Genomic DNA, 16,336 nt, shown 5'->3' with positions numbered 1-16,336 from the left:
CAGTATGACGAAGCTTTTATTTCACTTGTGCACCGTTGTCGAGCCCTGGCGGCACTGTCGCCAGTTTTAACACGCCGTCCGATTTGCCGGCGAGGATCATCCCTTGGGAAAGTTCACCGCGTAATTTGACCGGCTTCAAATTGGCCACGACGATTACTTGCTCCCCGATTAAGGATTCCGGCTCATAATGTTCCGCAATGCCGGACACCACTTGCCGTTGTTCATAGCCAAGATCCAGTTGCAGTTTAAGCAATTTGTCGGCTTTCGGGATTTTGACACATTCCGTGACAGTGGCGACTCGGAGATCGACTTTCATGAAATCGTCAATCGTTATTTCTTCCGTTTCCGGCGCTTCCTGTTCTTGTTTCTCCGTCTTTTGTTCCGCTGGTGCTGTTATGGCCATCTGATCGCGGATATAGACGATTTCAATATCCGGATCGAGACGTGGGAAGATCGGCACGCCTTTTGCGACCACTTTCGTATGTTTCGGAATGGCATTGGCATCGCCTAGCGTCGACCAAGCGAGCAAGGATTCATCCAAGCCAAGCTGTTCGATGATCTTTTTCGGCGCTTCCGTCATGAACGGCTGTAATAATACTGCAATTTGACGGAGGGAAGAAGCGAGATGGCTCATCACCGACGCCAATTTCCCCCGATCCGCTTCCTCTTTCGCCAATACCCATGGCGCTGTTTCATCAATATATTTGTTTGTCCGGGAAACGAGCGTCCAAAGTTCCGATAACACGACGCTAAACTGCATGTTCTCCATCGCAACTTCATAGTTCTTTATTGTTTTATCGATGGATTCCGTCAAACTTCCGTCAAACTCCGTCGAATCCAAGCCTTCTGTCGGAATTTCTCCATCAAAATATTTATTGATCATGGAAACCGTACGATTCAAAAGGTTTCCGAGATCATTCGCCAAATCATAATTCGTACGTTCAATGAATGACTCCGGCGAGAACACGCCGTCTTGTCCGAAAGGCAACTCACGCAGTAGGAAATAACGTGTCGCGTCCAAACCATACCGTTCAACGAGCATTTCGGGATATACGACATTCCCTTTCGACTTGGACATTTTTCCGTCTTTCATCATGATAAATCCGTGCGCAAACACTTTTTTCGGTAATGGCAAGTCAAGCGCCATAAGGAAAATCGGCCAGTAAATCGTGTGGAATCGCACAATATCTTTTCCGACGACATGGACATCCGCCGGCCAATATTTATGGAAGAGGGAATCATCATCCGAGCGATAACCGAGTGATGTAATATAGTTTGTCAACGCATCGACCCATACATAAATGACATGTTTCGGGTCACCTGGCACCCGGATTCCCCAATCGAACGACATGCGGGAAACCGACAAATCCTCAAGTCCCGGTTTGATGAAGTTATTGATCATTTCGTTTTTGCGCGATTCCGGCTCGATGAACGTCGGATTCTCTTCATAGAACTGCAACAGCCGATCCGCATACTTCTTCATGTTGAAAAAGTACGATTCTTCCTTCACTTTTTGCACCGGGCGTCCGCAATCCGGGCAATTTCCATCTTCCAACTGCCCTTCCGTGAAATACGATTCACAAGGTGTACAGTACCAACCTTCATACTCACCTTTATAAATGTCGCCATTGTCGAGAAAAGTCTGGAAAATCTTCTCGACCGCTTGCTTATGACGATCCTCCGTCGTACGGATGAAATCATCGTATGAAATATCCATGAGCTTCCATACTTTTTTGGCAGTCTCTGCAATTCCATCTACATATTGCTGGGGCGGCAATCCCACTTCCTCCGCCTTCTCTTGGATTTTTTGACCATGCTCGTCCATGCCTGTCAAAAAGCGGACATCATAGCCGCGTAGTCTTTTATATCTAGCCATTGCATCGGAAGCAACAGTTGTATATGCCGTTCCGATATGGAATTTTCCGCTCGGGTAATAAATCGGCGTCGTAATGTAAAATGTCTTATCTTGTCCAGTCACGAATATTCCTCCAGTTTTATATAGGGTGAAATCTGCACTCCCCCTACCCGACTCAGTCGAATAAACCGCATCAGGAGCTAGGCTTCCCAATCGGCTGGAATGCTATAATTTCCTTCATTTCTCTGATCCCTTCCATTATAACCATTCTAACGAAAGGAGGAAGCTGATACAATCAATTTCCTTTTTCCCCAAGCTCCGATCCCTTTTCCTCTTACTTTTGCAAAATACTTTCAAAAATATAACTTAAAAGATTCCAGATTTTATATCTTAAAATCAAGAGAAATAATTTGACGGTAAATGGTAGCATTGGTATGATAAGAGACAGACAAGAGAATAATGTCGAATTTTGACGAAAATAAACTGTATTGGAAGGAGATCTTGTCATGAAATCTACCGGTATCGTAAGAAAGGTCGATGAACTGGGACGCGTAGTAATCCCTATCGAATTGCGTCGTACACTCGGTATTGCGCAAAAAGATGCTCTCGAAATCTATGTGGATGATGATAGAATCATACTGAAGAAATACATGCCTAATATGACTTGTTCCATTACTGGCGATGTATCCGACGACAATATGCGTCTCATCGATGGTAAATTAATTTTAAGTCCAAAAGGCGCAGAACAGCTGATGAAAGAAATCGAAGAGAATTTGAAAAAATAATATTACAATAGTAATTATCCAGACCGAGCTTTCGATCTGGATTTTTTTGAATCAACTTGGCTGCTCCTCGTCAATATGGAATGCCTTATAAACCTCCCGCCGATTCATCCCCCGTTCGTTCGCTACTTGCCGAATGGCCTCCTTGGAACGGATCCCTTCCTTTTCAATTACTTCATTGACATGATCTCTTATGGACATTTCTGCCCACCATACCACTCGTTCCTCTTCTTCAGCGCCATTTTCGTTTCCTTCCACGACAATACAAAATTCTCCTCTGACTTCATGGGTATCAGCCCATTGAATGGCCTCTTCGAGCGACCCCCTGAGGAATTCCTCAAATCGTTTCGTCAACTCGCGGGCGAGCACCACTTTTCGATCTTTCCCGAGCTCCTCCGACATAGCCTGCAACGTCTCTTTTAACCGGTGAGGGGCTTCATATAGAAGGATTGTTTCCTGACGCCGTTTTAAGCTATCCAATTGTACCTTACGTTCTTTCTTTTGGCGTGGCAAAAAACCGAAGAACAGAAATGGCTGCGGTGCAATACCAGAAGCCACAAGTGCGCTAATTGCGGCATTTGCTCCCGGGATGGGCACAACAGCAAATCCGGCATGCAAAGCCTTTGCCACGATATCCGCTCCCGGATCCGAAATGCAGGGCATGCCGGCATCGCTGACGACTGCAACCGACTTTCCTTCTTCCAGCAATGCCAAGATCTTTTCTCCCCCGCTTTCCGTATTATGCTCATGGTAGCTCATCAATGGCGTCTTTATATCAAAATGATTGCAGAGGCGAATTGTGTTCCGCGTATCTTCGGCAGCAATGCGGTCAACTTCTTGCAACGTCCGAATCGCCCGGAAGGTCATGTCCTCCAAATTTCCGATCGGTGTTCCGACCAAATAGAGCTTTCCACCAGCAGGCTCAGCGCTCTTTTGCGATTTCATCCCGTTCTCCATCCTTTCTGATATACCGCTCTTTTGCTTCCCGCTTCAATTGTTTAAACCGATATTCGGCCTGCATCGCTTCCCGTTTCGTCTCATAGATTTTGCTGTAAATGCAGCGGACCGGTTTCCGGGCCCTCGTATATTTTGCCCCTCTGCCTTCATTATGGACACGCACCCGTCTATCCAAATCATTCGTATAACCTGCGTAATAGGAGCCGTCCTTACACTCCAGCACATAAAAAACATGCTCATTTTCCGGTTCCATAAAGGAGTCCCCTCACTTCCTCGGTATATTCCCCTTGTGCGTCGTAGACGAATAGAGGCGGCAGTACTTTCAAATCCGGTTTTCCGTCTTTGATTCCTTCAATAAGAAGGGTGTTCGCTTCTTTTCCCTCCTTGGGATAAACGAACCGGATCCGTTTCGGTTCCAGGCGATTGGCACGCATCGCGGTCACGATATCGAGAAAACGGCCAGGGCGATGGACAAAGGCCGCTTTTCCCCCTTGCTTCAATAATTCGCTTGCAGATTGGACGGCTTGCTCCAATGTCAGTTTAATTTCATGCCGGGCAATGGCGACATGCTCCTTCAAATTTTTGTCGCTGGCCTCCAACGCCGGGAAATAAGGAGGATTGCACGTAACTGTATCAAACTTTTCATAGCCGATTTGCGAAGCGATGCCGATCACGTCTTCATTCAATACGCGGATCTGATGCTCTAGACCGTTATATCGGATGCTCCGCCACGCCATATGCGCCAGCCGCTCCTGCAATTCGACAGCAAAGATCTCGGCTTTTGTCCGAGCACTTAGAAAAAGGGGGATCGCTCCATTTCCTGCACAAAGATCTACAATTTTTCCCGAACGAATCGGCACATATGCAAATTTCGCCAATAACACTGCATCCAATGAAAAGGAAAACACCGAGGGGCTTTGTATAATCCGTAAATCCTCCGCCAATAAATAATCAAGCCTTTCATCACCTTGCAAAATATCATCCACAACCCGTTCCTCCTACGTCAAATTGTCCTGCTGCATTCCAATTTTCTATTTAAATAAAAGGGCTTCCCATCCCATTGGCATCAAATACTTACTAAATCCTAAGTGTAAACACCGCAACATGGGAAAGCAATTAGAAAAGCCGACCCTTTGAATGACAAGGATCGGCTTCGCTCATACATGCTGCTTATTCAAAAACGAGAGACAGAAAAGACAATCTTCACCTTTGCGGCTGCTTCCATAGTGGACATTGCAAACGTGGAAGCCTTCGTTATACAAGCGTGCAAGGTTATCGACGCCTTCGCCTACATCTGCCGCTTGCGGTTTCTTTTTTTGCTTCGGACTTTTAGAAGCCTGTACCTGCCCGTCCATCTCTTCAAGCCGCTCTCGCAGATGATGGTTTTCGAGTTGAAGTGAATGGTTTTCTTCCGTCATCTGCGCGACAAATCCTATCAATTCGCGGAATTGCTTTTGCATGGATTCCAGCTGTTGCTCGAATTCCATGACTCTGTCGAGAAAATTCCCTTCTTTCAACTGTCCCACCTCATCATTTCATCAATTGCACCACATCTTTTGCAGAGTTCGCGACTTCCATCATCGAATATTCGACGACTTGGTTCCGCTCGTTCAAACTGACTTGAAGAATATGCTCCAATAGATTCAGCCCGACGACTTTTCCGGGACCATCCGGTGTCTGGATAGCTGTTCCGATATCCGGCATCAATGCTTTTGCTTCTTCATACTCATCATTCTCATACTTCAAGCAACACATGAGACGACCACATAAACCGGAAATTTTGGATGGATTGAGCGAAAGGTTTTGGTCTTTTGCCATTTTGATAGAAACCGGTTCAAAATCGCCTAGGAATGTCGAGCAACAGAGCATTCTGCCGCAAGGACCAATTCCCCCAAGCATTTTCGCTTCATCCCGGACACCAATCTGCCGCAGCTCGATGCGCGTTCTGAAGATAGAAGCCAAATCTTTGACAAGATTACGGAAATCGACTCTTCCCTCTGCCGTGAAATAAAACACGATTTTATTCCGATCGAATGTGTATTCCACATCGACAAGTTTCATATCGAGTTTATGCTCCTCGATTTTCCCTTGTCCGGTATGAAAAGCACGTTCCGCTTCTTCCCGATTTTCCATCACCTGTTCGATATCCTCCGCTTGCGCTGGCCGGATGATTTTCTTAAGCGGCAAGACGACATCGTTTTCTTCGACCTCTCTCAAACGGCTTGCCACTTTGCCATATTCCACGCCCCGCGCGGTTTCCACAATGACATAATCCCCTACGTTCAAATCATAATCCAGAGGATCGAAAAAATATATTTTACCCGCATTTTTAAAGCGGACTCCTATTACTTTATACAACAAGTAACCCCTCCTGCATGCTGAGCACCAATTGCTCCATTAGAAGCGTACGATTCATATTACTATGCAGTTTTTTCTTCGCCTGCAAGATAGCATCCATGACGGAAGAAAGCTGGCTGAATGTAATATTCATCGACAGACTAGTGAAGAATTGTTGCTGGTCCGGATATGCCGGTGTGGACTCCAATCCTGCCTTGTATGCCATGACATCCCGATAAGCATATAATAACAGGTCCAAGCCACGTTCGGTATCGTCCTTTTCTTTAAACAGCGGAATCCATTCCGTTTGGATGAATAATAATGCTTCTTGGACATGTTTATCCGATGCTTCCATCAATTTTAACACTGTTTTTCTCATCTGTGCAAATTGATCGTCCCCGGCAAGGCGGAGGGCTTCTTCAAAATCTGCCGTTACCATCGAGACGGTGGCAGCCATCGAGGAAGTGATTTCTTTTTCCACCAGCTTCCCTATCATAGCCTCCCGGGATGGGGGTAAGAAGGGGATTCGCTGACATCTGGATTGGATTGTCGGCAAAATCGACTGATAGGAATCCGTCAATAGGATGGCCGTCACTTCCCCTTCCGGCTCTTCCAAAAACTTCAACAATGTATTGGCAGCCGCGCTATTCATGCGATCAGCACGCGAAACTATATATATTTTCCGGCCTTCTTCATAACCTTTTTTAGTCATCTGAACAATCAATTCCGACATCTGATCTTTTTTTATGTCTTGTCCGTCCGGCCGCACAATCGCAATATTCGGGTGGTTTCCGGATGTCAAACGGCGACAGGAGTGACATGTTTCACATGGAACATTTTCTGTTACCTGTTTACAAAGCTGAAGCTTTGCAAAAAATATGGCCGCATCCTCTTTTCCGGTTCCTGTTTCACCGTCAAATATATATGCGTGAGCAATACGGTTATTCCGGTAAGCAGACTGTAAACGTTCTATGACGTTTTTTTGTTCCTCAAAGAGCCGGTTCGTCTTTTCATTCACGGAAACCACCCCTTTCCAAAAAACGTGTTTCCCGAAAGAAACACGAGTCTACATATATAAATTGATAAGGAGCCCTTTGATTTCCCCTATTTTCGCCAAAAGATCGACGGATGTCTTTTCCTCGTCCAATAAATCCTCTGCAAATTCGATAAGCTTCTCATCGATTGTCTGGACGATTTTCAAACGGCGACCTTCCCCGAATTGGTTCCACGTATGGGATTGTTTCAAGCCCAATCCGGAATCCACCGCCTCTTTCAAAAACCGTTTGACGAGCATTTTAAATTTGGCCATATCCCGTAAATTCCGGGAACGGGCAATCCGGTCACCTACCGTAGAGATATCGCCAAGCAACCTGGTGATTTGCTCACCTTGCAGCCGTTGCTCCTGCTTTGTAACCATTTCACCAAAACGGGCGCCTCCCTGGGGAGTTTGCAACGGATTATTCCTTAACTTATCGAGTCCAGCTCTATAGTCACCGTTGACTTTCATTCCGATTCACCTCGGGCCATCAAAAATGATGGAATTGTTCAATTGGCAGAACAAAAACAGTTGCCCCACCTACCGCCACTTCAACCGGATAAGGAATATAGGAGTCAGCATTCCCGCCCATTGGTGACACGGGAGCGACCATCTGATCCCTTGACCGACAGTTATCACGGATGAGTTCCAATGCTTTCGGAACAAGGCTATCTTCTGTACCGATCAGAAAAGTCGTGTTGCCTGACCGAAGAAAGCCTCCCGTACTCGCCAATTTCGTCGCACGAAAGTCGTTTTTAGTCAACGCGTTTGATAATCGATTACTATCCTGATCCTGTACAACTGCCACAACCAATTTCACGGTACTCTCTCCTTTTTCCGCTTTAGACTTATTATATCATGAAACCGGAATTTAAATGAGTTGGGAGTATATTAATTTCCAAACTTTTTCCGCTACTTCTTCTTCGGAAAGAGAGGCATCCACTGATCGGATCCGCTCCGGGTATCTTTGCAGCACTTGCTGATACCCTTCATACACCACACGATGGAATTGTAAACTTTCGTTATCCAAGCGATTTTGTTCCCGGTTTTCATTGCTCGCAATCCGGGCGAGCCCAGCTTCCGGTGGAATATCAAAAAAGATGGTCAGATCGGGCATCGTTTCTCCAATAGCAAATTTATTGATTGCCAAAACTTCCTCCATCCCTAACCCGCGGGCATGCCCTTGGTAAGCAAGCGAGCTATCGATGAACCGGTCGCATAAGACGATCCTCCCTTGCCGAAGGGCTGGCTCGATCTTTTCCACCAGATGTTGTCTTCGTGCTGCAGCATAGAGCAAAGCCTCTGTCCTTCCATCCATTTCCTCATGATCATTATCCAAAATGATACTGCGGATTTTTTCGGAAATCGTGATGCCGCCCGGCTCCCGGGTAACTATCACTTGCCGCCCATCCGCTTTCAGCCTTTCGTATACATTCATGAGAGCGGTCGTCTTCCCGGCTCCCTCCGGCCCCTCAAAAGAAATGAATATGCCGCACTGTTCCATCAGTTACCACCGTCCTTCACCACTAAGATCAGTTCATTTTCAACTTGGATAGCTCCTTGAAATCTTGCCTGTCCCGCAATCAATTCGCGTAGCGATCGAATATGTTCTTTCCCGACCGCCTCTCCGCCAATCAATAGCGGAATGCCCGGAGGATACGGAATGATGGAGGCCGCAGCCACCCGGTCTTCAGCATCTTTGTAGGAAATCCATTCGCTTTCCAGATCAGCAAGCTGAGAAGGCAAATAGGCAGGTTGAGATACTTTTTCATGGATGGCAAGCAATCGGACCTCTCCCCGCTGTTCAGATGTCCCCGGTGCCAGTTTGGTTAAGGCTCGGTTGATTCGTTCATAAACCGTTTTCAACGGATAGCGTGCACCTTGTTTCACTAAAGGGAGGATGAGCAATACTTGATAAAGATCAGCAAGCTCCACATAAACCCCTTCCGCGCTCAAACATTGCTGAATTGCAAAGCCTGAATATCCAGTAACACGCAATGTTAATTTCAAAGGATCATCCATTTTGACCGGCTGTAGGCCAGGTATGCTCTCCAATTGTTCGATGAATGCTTGGCGTTCCTTCAAAAAGTAAGCCATATCCTCGGCAGTATAGGATTCCACATAAGCACGGGCATCGTCAAGAGAGGCCATAAGAAGATAAGAGGGACTGCTAGATTGCAACATATGTAAAGTATGCGCAACCCGTTCCGGATCCACCAAACTCGAACGGATATGCAGAAAAGAAGCCATCGTCATAGCAGGCAAGGACTTATGAGCCGAGTGGACCACCACATCTGCCCCCATCTCCAAGGCAGAGCGGGGAAACGGCTCCCCAAGCACAAAATGGGCCCCATGCGCTTCATCCACCAACACGGGAACTCCTTGGGCATGGCAAAAACGGATTATTTTTTCAAGCCCATTATTCGCAGTTCCGTAATAGGTCGGATACGTCAGAACGACCGCCTTCGCCTCGGGGAATGAATGAAGAGCCTCTTCGATTTGTTCAATGGACACCAATCCAGGGGTCAGGACATCCTCATTCCAAGCCGGGGTAATAAAAACGGGGTGTGCTCCTGCCAATTCAATCGCATGAAAAACCGACTTATGTGCATTACGCTGAACAATTATCGTCTCCCCTCTTCGACAAGTCGCATAAATCATCGCCAAATTTCCGACCGTCGAGCCATTGACCAGAAAAAAACTCCGCTCGGCCCCATACAAAGCCGCAAGCTTTCGCTGCGCCTCCTCAATGGCCCCGGCCGGCTCATGCAAATCATCCAAGCCTTCCAGCTCCGTTACATCAAACGGTAGGGCTGCACGCAGGTCAGACGGGAGGCCTGAAAGCGCGCCATTCTTATGCCCCGGCACGTGAAGGGACAGCGGCTTGTTTTTATTGAATTGAATTAAAGCATCTATCAACGGTCGATCTATAGGATTCATTCCACATTACACTCCCTTTTTCTTTAGTATAAAGGATAATAAGTGAAAAAACGTCTGTCGTTCTGTCCATGTGGAGAGTGCCAACCGAGTCAGGGAGGTTTTACGGCATGTCATCTACCCGAAGCCGTTTTTGGCGTGCTGACATGCGTTGGTTCTCCGCTCATAAAATGAAAATCTGCGCTCATAACTTGGGGGTACGTGCCCATAAATTGAAGGCCACGCCCATAGGTACTAGATCCACGCTCATAAGTGGGGATTCTCCGCTCATAAAATGAAAATCCGCGCTCATAACTTGGGGGTTCGTGCCCATAAATTGAAGGCCACGCCCATAGGTACTAGATCCACGCTCATAAGTGGGGGTTCCTCGCTCATAAATCAAAGTTTCGCGCTCATAACTGCTAGTAGTAAGTAAGGCTTTACAGCGCCGGACAACTTCCGATATTCCTAGGCAAGTGCTGATACCTCTGGACAACCGCCGATAATTTCCTGGAAGTGCCGATATCCTGGAGCAATCGCTGATAATCTCCAGGCAGCGCTGATACCTTTCCGGAAGTGCTGATATCTTTAGTCATTTGCCGATAACTTCCTGAGAGCGCTGATATTTCCGGACAACCGCTGATAACTTCCCGGAAGTGCTGATATCTCCGGCCAACCGCTGATAATAACCTCCCGGAAGTGCTAATTTTCCGTAGAGCGCTGCTGGTAACCTCCCGACAGCGTGATATCCCTGAACAACCATCCCTGGATCACCGCCGATCTCTCCTCGACGAGGCGGGTGCAATAGCTTGCCGCCTGCACGAAAAAAGGCAATAAAAAAAGCCATCCCCCATTGGGAATGACCTGTCCGCCCGGCGACGTCCTACTCTCACAGGGGGAAGCCCCCGACTACCATCGGCGCTGAAGAGCTTAACTTCCGTGTTCGGTATGGGAACGGGTGTGACCTCTTCGCCATCGTCACCAGACTCTTGAGCTTGTTCGCTCAAAACCGGATAAAACCAACATTGTCTGCCACAAGCCATGCAACCTTTGTATTGTCCAGCCTCGGCGGCCAGACTCTCGGGTCATAAGCCATTCCGGCTATGCGGCATAAAGCGCCGCTTCGCCAGCCTGTCTTATGCCTGTCGAGTCCAGGCAGGCCGCCTCGGCATTTCATATAGGTCAAGTCCTCGATCGATTAGTATCCGTCAGCTCCATGCGTCGCCGCACTTCCACCCCGGACCTATCCACCTCATCTTCTTTGAGGGATCTTACTTACGAATGTAAAGGGAAATCTCATCTCGAGGGGGGCTTCATGCTTAGATGCTTTCAGCATTTATCCCGTCCACACATAGCTACCCAGCGATGCCTTTGGCAAGACAACTGGTACACCAGCGGTGTGTCCATCCCGGTCCTCTCGTACTAAGGACAGCTCCTCTCAAATTTCCTGCGCCCGCGACGGATAGGGACCGAACTGTCTCACGACGTTCTGAACCCAGCTCGCGTACCGCTTTAATGGGCGAACAGCCCAACCCTTGGGACCGACTACAGCCCCAGGATGCGATGAGCCGACATCGAGGTGCCAAACCTCCCCGTCGATGTGGACTCTTGGGGGAGATAAGCCTGTTATCCCCGGGGTAGCTTTTATCCGTTGAGCGATGGCCCTTCCATGCGGAACCACCGGATCACTAAGCCCGTCTTTCGACCCTGCTCGACTTGTAGGTCTCGCAGTCAAGCTCCCTTATGCCTTTGCACTCTGCGAATGATGTCCAACCATTCTGAGGGAACCTTTGGGCGCCTCCGTTACACTTTAGGAGGCGACCGCCCCAGTCAAACTGCCCGCCTGACACTGTCTCCTGCCCGGATCACGGGCATGGGTTAGAAGTCCAATACAGCCAGGGTAGTATCCCACCAATGCCTCCACCGAAGCTGGCGCTCCGGCTTCCAAGGCTCCTACCTATCCTGTACAGGCTGCACCGGAATTCAATATCAGGTTACAGTAAAGCTCCACGGGGTCTTTCCGTCCTGTCGCGGGTAATGCGCATCTTCACGCATATTATAATTTCACCGAGTCTCTCGTTGAGACAGTGCCCAGATCGTTACGCCTTTCGTGCGGGTCGGAACTTACCCGACAAGGAATTTCGCTACCTTAGGACCGTTATAGTTACGGCCGCCGTTTACTGGGGCTTCAATTCGAAGCTTCGCTTGCGCTGACCTCTCCTCTTAACCTTCCAGCACCGGGCAGGCGTCAGCCCCTATACGTCACCTTACGGTTTTGCAGAGACCTGTGTTTTTGCTAAACAGTCGCCTGGGCCTATTCACTGCGGCTCTCTCGGGCTATTCACCCTACCAGAGCACCCCTTCTCCCGAAGTTACGGGGTCATTTTGCCGAGTTCCTTAACGAGAGTTCTCTCGATCACCTTAGGATTCTCTCCTCGCCTACCTGTGTCGGTTTGCGGTACGGGCACCTCCCGCCTCGCTAGAGGCTTTTCTTGGCAGTGTGAAATCAGGGACTCCGGGGAACAATTCCCCTCGCGGTCACAGCTCAATGTTACAGGAACGGGATTTGCCTCGTTCCACACCTCACTGCTTCGACGCGCATGACCAACAGCGCGCTCACCCTATCCTACTGCGTCCCCCCATTGCTGATAGCGGCGGGGGGGGGGGACAGGAATATCAAACTGTTGTCCATCGTCTACGCCTTTCGGCCTCGACTTAGGTCCCGACTGACCCTGAGCGGACGAGCCTTCCTCAGGAAACCTTAGGCATTCGGTGGAAGGGATTCTCACCCTTCTTTCGCTACTCATACCGGCATTCTCACTTCCAAGCGCTCCACCAGTCCTTCCGGTCTGGCTTCGACGCCCTTGGAACGCTCTCCTACCACTGACACCAACGGTGTCAATCCACAGTTTCGGTGATCCGTTTAGCCCCGGTACATTTTCGGCGCAGCGCCACTCGACCAGTGAGCTATTACGCACTCTTTAAATGGTGGCTGCTTCTAAGCCAACATCCTGGTTGTCTGGGCAACGCCACATCCTTTTCCACTTAACGGATACTTGGGGACCTTAACTGGTGGTCTGGGCTGTTTCCCTCTCGACTACGGATCTTATCACCCGCAGTCTGACTCCCAAACCTAAATCATCGGCATTCGGAGTTTGTCTGAATTCGGTAACCCGGGATGGGCCCCTAGTCCAAACAGTGCTCTACCTCCGAGATTCGTTGTTTGAGGCTAGCCCTAAAGCTATTTCGGAGAGAACCAGCTATCTCCAGGTTCGATTGGAATTTCACCGCTACCCACACCTCATCCCCGCACTTTTCAACGTACGTGGGTTCGGGCCTCCAGTAAGTGTTACCTTACCTTCACCCTGGACATGGGTAGATCACCTGGTTTCGGGTCTACGACCCCATACTCATTCGCCCTGTTCAGACTCGCTTTCGCTGCGGCTCCGCCTTCTCGGCTTAACCTTGCATGGAATCGTAACTCGCCGGTTCATTCTACAAAAGGCACGCCATCACCCCTTAACGGGCTCTGACAACTTGTAGGCACACGGTTTCAGGATCTGTTTCACTCCCCTTCCGGGGTGCTTTTCACCTTTCCCTCACGGTACTGGTTCACTATCGGTCACTAGGGAGTATTTAGCCTTGGGAGATGGTCCTCCCGGATTCCGACGGAATTTCACGTGTTCCGCCGTACTCAGGATCCACTCTGGAGGGGATGGACTTTCGGCTACGGGGCTATTACCCGCTGCGGCGGACCTTTCCAGATCGCTTCGCCTAACCCATCCCTTTGTAACTCCGTATAGAGTGTCCTACAACCCCAGGAAGCAAGCTTCCTGGTTTGGGCTCTTCCCGTTTCGCTCGCCGCTACTCAGGGAATCGAATTTTCTTTCTCTTCCTCCGGATACTTAGATGTTTCAGTTCTCCGGGTCTGCCTCATGTACGCTATGTATTCACGTACATGTACTGCCCCATTACGGGCAGTGGGTTTCCCCATTCGGAAATCTCCGGATCAATGCTTACTTACAGCTCCCCGGAGCATATCGGTGTTAGTGCCGTCCTTCATAGGCTCCTAGTGCCAAGGCATCCGCCGTGCGCCCTTTCTAACTTGACCTTCATCTGGCTTTCGATAAGCGGCGCATTGCGTTGTCAGCTTCGCTCACTCAGATCCTCACGTGCCGTAGCACGCTCCGGTCTTCGTTCGCTCGCTTCCTAGCACTGCTTGCTTCTCGAAACCCATTGGTCGATCGTTCGGCCATAGCGATATGGCTTCCAGATCGTTACAAAGTATTGCATGTTCAATCACTAGTGTGATCGACTCGGTTGATTACTTGTGTTTGTTGCTTTCAATGTCGTTTTATCCAGTTTTCAAGGAACAAAAATACTCCCATTATGGAGTAAGTTGGTGGAGCCTAGCGGGATCGAACCGCTGACCTCCTGCGTGCAAGGCAGGCGCTCTCCCAGCTGAGCTAAGGCCCCAGAAGTATATGATGGTGGGCCTAAGTGGACTCGAACCACCGACCTCACGCTTATCAGGCGTGCGCTCTAACCAGCTGAGCTATAGGCCCCTTCCGGGATTGTATGAAGTTTCGATTATATGAACCTTCAAAACTGAACGCAAAACGTCAACGTATGAACCCAAGGTTCATATTCCGTAAATATCCTTAGAAAGGAGGTGATCCAGCCGCACCTTCCGATACGGCTACCTTGTTACGACTTCACCCCAATCATCTGTCCCACCTTCGGCGGCTGGCTCCCGTAAGGGTTACCCCACCGACTTCGGGTGTTACAAACTCTCGTGGTGTGACGGGCGGTGTGTACAAGACCCGGGAACGTATTCACCGTGGCATGCTGATCCACGATTACTAGCGATTCCGGCTTCATGCAGGCGAGTTGCAGCCTGCAATCCGAACTGGGAACGGTTTTATGGGATTGGCTCCCCCTCGCGGGTTCGCAGCCCTCTGTACCGTCCATTGTAGCACGTGTGTAGCCCAGGTCATAAGGGGCATGATGATTTGACGTCATCCCCACCTTCCTCCGGTTTGTCACCGGCAGTCACCTTAGAGTGCCCAACTGAATGCTGGCAACTAAGATCAAGGGTTGCGCTCGTTGCGGGACTTAACCCAACATCTCACGACACGAGCTGACGACAACCATGCACCACCTGTCACCGCTGTCCCCGAAGGGAAAGGCATGTCTCCATGCCGGGCAGCGGGATGTCAAGACCTGGTAAGGTTCTTCGCGTTGCTTCGAATTAAACCACATGCTCCACCGCTTGTGCGGGTCCCCGTCAATTCCTTTGAGTTTCAGTCTTGCGACCGTACTCCCCAGGCGGAGTGCTTAATGCGTTAGCTGCAGCACTAAGGGGCGGAAACCCCCTAACACTTAGCACTCATCGTTTACGGCGTGGACTACCAGGGTATCTAATCCTGTTTGCTCCCCACGCTTTCGCGCCTCAGCGTCAGTTACAGACCAGAAAGCCGCCTTCGCCACTGGTGTTCCTCCACATCTCTACGCATTTCACCGCTACACGTGGAATTCCGCTTTCCTCTTCTGTACTCAAGTCCTCCAGTTTCCAATGACCCTCCACGGTTGAGCCGTGGGCTTTCACATCAGACTTAAAGGACCGCCTGCGCGCGCTTTACGCCCAATAATTCCGGACAACGCTTGCCACCTACGTATTACCGCGGCTGCTGGCACGTAGTTAGCCGTGGCTTTCTGATAAGGTACCGTCAAGGTACGGGCAGTGACTCCCGTACGTGTTCTTCCCTTACAACAGAGCTTTACGATCCGAAAACCTTCTTCGCTCACGCGGCGTTGCTCCATCAGACTTCCGTCCATTGTGGAAGATTCCCTACTGCTGCCTCCCGTAGGAGTCTGGGCCGTGTCTCAGTCCCAGTGTGGCCGATCACCCTCTCAGGTCGGCTACGCATCGTCGCCTTGGTAGGCCGTTACCCCACCAACTAGCTAATGCGCCGCGGGCCCATCCTGCAGTGACAGCCGAAACCGTCTTTCAGAATTCCTCCATGCGGAGGAACTGATTATTCGGTATTAGCCCCGGTTTCCCGGAGTTATCCCCATCTGCAGGGCAGGTTGCCCACGTGTTACTCACCCGTCCGCCGCTAACTTCAGGGAGCAAGCTCCCATCCGTCCGCTCGACTTGCATGTATTAGGCACGCCGCCAGCGTTCGTCCTGAGCCAGGATCAAACTCTCCATAATCCTGGCGACCGATGCGCGGCGGATTGCGTTGTCGGCTTCATTCGCTCAGTCAGTCACGTACCGTAGTACGCTCCCTCCTTCGCTCAATCGCCTCCTAGCACTCCACCACACCTCGGCCACCAGATCTGGCTAGTCGATACGCAGCGCATTGCGTTGTCAGCCGCGCTCGTTCAGTCGGTCACGTACTGATGTACGCTCCCTCCTTCACTCGCTTGCTTCCTAGCACTGCACTACGT

Annotated in this window: 13 protein-coding genes, 2 tRNA genes and 3 rRNA genes; 1 reads left to right on the top strand and 17 read right to left on the bottom strand. The window is 49.7% G+C overall.

All coding sequences use genetic code 11. The features are described from left to right. Nucleotides 1–16: 16 nt before the first annotated feature. A complete protein-coding gene (gene metG / locus OXB_RS05275; protein ID WP_041072467.1) occupies nt 17–1,978 on the bottom strand; it encodes a methionine--tRNA ligase in 1,962 nt (653 codons plus the stop codon). Nucleotides 1,979–2,361: 383 nt separating this feature from the next. On the opposite strand from metG, the gene OXB_RS05270 reads away from it, so the two are divergent. Continuing rightward, nucleotides 2,362–2,640: an AbrB/MazE/SpoVT family DNA-binding domain-containing protein gene (locus OXB_RS05270; protein ID WP_041072465.1), complete on the top strand. Its 279-nt coding sequence runs from the start codon at nt 2,362–2,364 to the stop codon at nt 2,638–2,640. Between the two features lie 51 nt (nt 2,641–2,691). On the opposite strand, the gene rsmI is transcribed toward OXB_RS05270, so the two are convergent. From rsmI to OXB_RS05190, 16 genes are all read right to left on the bottom strand, one after another. Next, nucleotides 2,692–3,582: a 16S rRNA (cytidine(1402)-2'-O)-methyltransferase gene (gene rsmI, locus OXB_RS05265; protein ID WP_041072463.1), complete on the bottom strand. Its 891-nt coding sequence runs from the start codon at nt 3,580–3,582 to the stop codon at nt 2,692–2,694. Further along, the gene (locus tag OXB_RS05260; RefSeq protein WP_041072461.1) at nt 3,560–3,847 is read right to left on the bottom strand and encodes a GIY-YIG nuclease family protein; all 288 of its coding nucleotides are present in this window, start codon (nt 3,845–3,847) and stop codon (nt 3,560–3,562) included. The genes rsmI and OXB_RS05260 overlap by 23 nt, the downstream gene beginning before the upstream one ends. Continuing rightward, nucleotides 3,831–4,571 carry a tRNA1(Val) (adenine(37)-N6)-methyltransferase gene (locus OXB_RS05255; protein WP_442852897.1) on the bottom strand — a complete coding sequence of 247 codons (741 nt, stop codon included), beginning with the start codon at nt 4,569–4,571 and terminating at the stop codon, nt 3,831–3,833. The genes OXB_RS05260 and OXB_RS05255 overlap by 17 nt, the downstream gene beginning before the upstream one ends. 180 nt (nt 4,572–4,751) lie before the next feature. Then, complete coding sequence (yabA, locus tag OXB_RS05250) at nt 4,752–5,111, bottom strand: DNA replication initiation control protein YabA (RefSeq protein WP_041072457.1); 360 nt, start codon at nt 5,109–5,111, stop codon at nt 4,752–4,754. Nucleotides 5,112–5,124: 13 nt separating this feature from the next. Further along, entirely contained in the window at nt 5,125–5,952 is an 828-nt protein-coding gene (locus tag OXB_RS05245; RefSeq protein WP_041072455.1) for a PSP1 domain-containing protein, read from the bottom strand. After that, complete coding sequence (gene holB, locus OXB_RS05240; RefSeq protein WP_041072453.1) at nt 5,945–6,949, bottom strand: DNA polymerase III subunit delta'; 1,005 nt, start codon at nt 6,947–6,949, stop codon at nt 5,945–5,947. The genes OXB_RS05245 and holB overlap by 8 nt, the downstream gene beginning before the upstream one ends. A 48-nt stretch (nt 6,950–6,997) precedes the next feature. Next, on the bottom strand, nt 6,998–7,438 hold the full coding sequence (locus OXB_RS05235) for a YaaR family protein (protein WP_041072451.1): 441 nt from the start codon (nt 7,436–7,438) through the stop codon (nt 6,998–7,000). Nucleotides 7,439–7,457: 19 nt separating this feature from the next. Beyond that, nucleotides 7,458–7,787: a cyclic-di-AMP receptor gene (locus OXB_RS05230; protein ID WP_041072449.1), complete on the bottom strand. Its 330-nt coding sequence runs from the start codon at nt 7,785–7,787 to the stop codon at nt 7,458–7,460. Nucleotides 7,788–7,838: 51 nt separating this feature from the next. After that, nucleotides 7,839–8,471, bottom strand: coding sequence for a dTMP kinase (gene tmk / locus OXB_RS05225; protein ID WP_041072447.1), 633 nt, complete (start codon nt 8,469–8,471; stop codon nt 7,839–7,841). Further along, nucleotides 8,471–9,907 (bottom strand): aminotransferase class I/II-fold pyridoxal phosphate-dependent enzyme, encoded by a 1,437-nt coding sequence (locus tag OXB_RS05220; protein WP_041072445.1) that lies wholly within the window; start codon nt 9,905–9,907, stop codon nt 8,471–8,473. Before OXB_RS05220 ends, tmk begins: the two co-directional genes overlap by 1 nt. Nucleotides 9,908–10,323: 416 nt before the next feature. Beyond that, nucleotides 10,324–10,479 carry a hypothetical protein gene (locus tag OXB_RS18815; protein ID WP_158333645.1) on the bottom strand — a complete coding sequence of 52 codons (156 nt, stop codon included), beginning with the start codon at nt 10,477–10,479 and terminating at the stop codon, nt 10,324–10,326. 274 nt (nt 10,480–10,753) lie between these two features. Continuing rightward, nucleotides 10,754–10,869: ribosomal RNA gene (gene rrf / locus OXB_RS05210) — 5S ribosomal RNA — on the bottom strand. A gap of 192 nt (nt 10,870–11,061) precedes the next feature. Then, nucleotides 11,062–13,994: ribosomal RNA gene (locus tag OXB_RS05205) — 23S ribosomal RNA — on the bottom strand. A 289-nt stretch (nt 13,995–14,283) separates the two neighbouring features. Continuing rightward, nucleotides 14,284–14,359: transfer RNA gene (locus OXB_RS05200), tRNA-Ala, on the bottom strand. Nucleotides 14,360–14,371: 12 nt separating this feature from the next. Next, nucleotides 14,372–14,448, bottom strand: a tRNA-Ile gene (locus OXB_RS05195). A gap of 100 nt (nt 14,449–14,548) precedes the next feature. Beyond that, nucleotides 14,549–16,100: ribosomal RNA gene (locus tag OXB_RS05190) — 16S ribosomal RNA — on the bottom strand. The 16S, 23S and 5S rRNA genes sit together here with 2 tRNA genes alongside, the layout of an rRNA operon. Nucleotides 16,101–16,336 lie beyond the last annotated feature (236 nt).

Origin of the sequence: Bacillus sp. OxB-1, from assembly GCF_000829195.1 — a bacterium.
GTDB lineage: Bacteria > Bacillota > Bacilli > Bacillales_A > Planococcaceae > Sporosarcina.
This window is presented reverse-complemented; position numbering and strand designations above follow the sequence as displayed.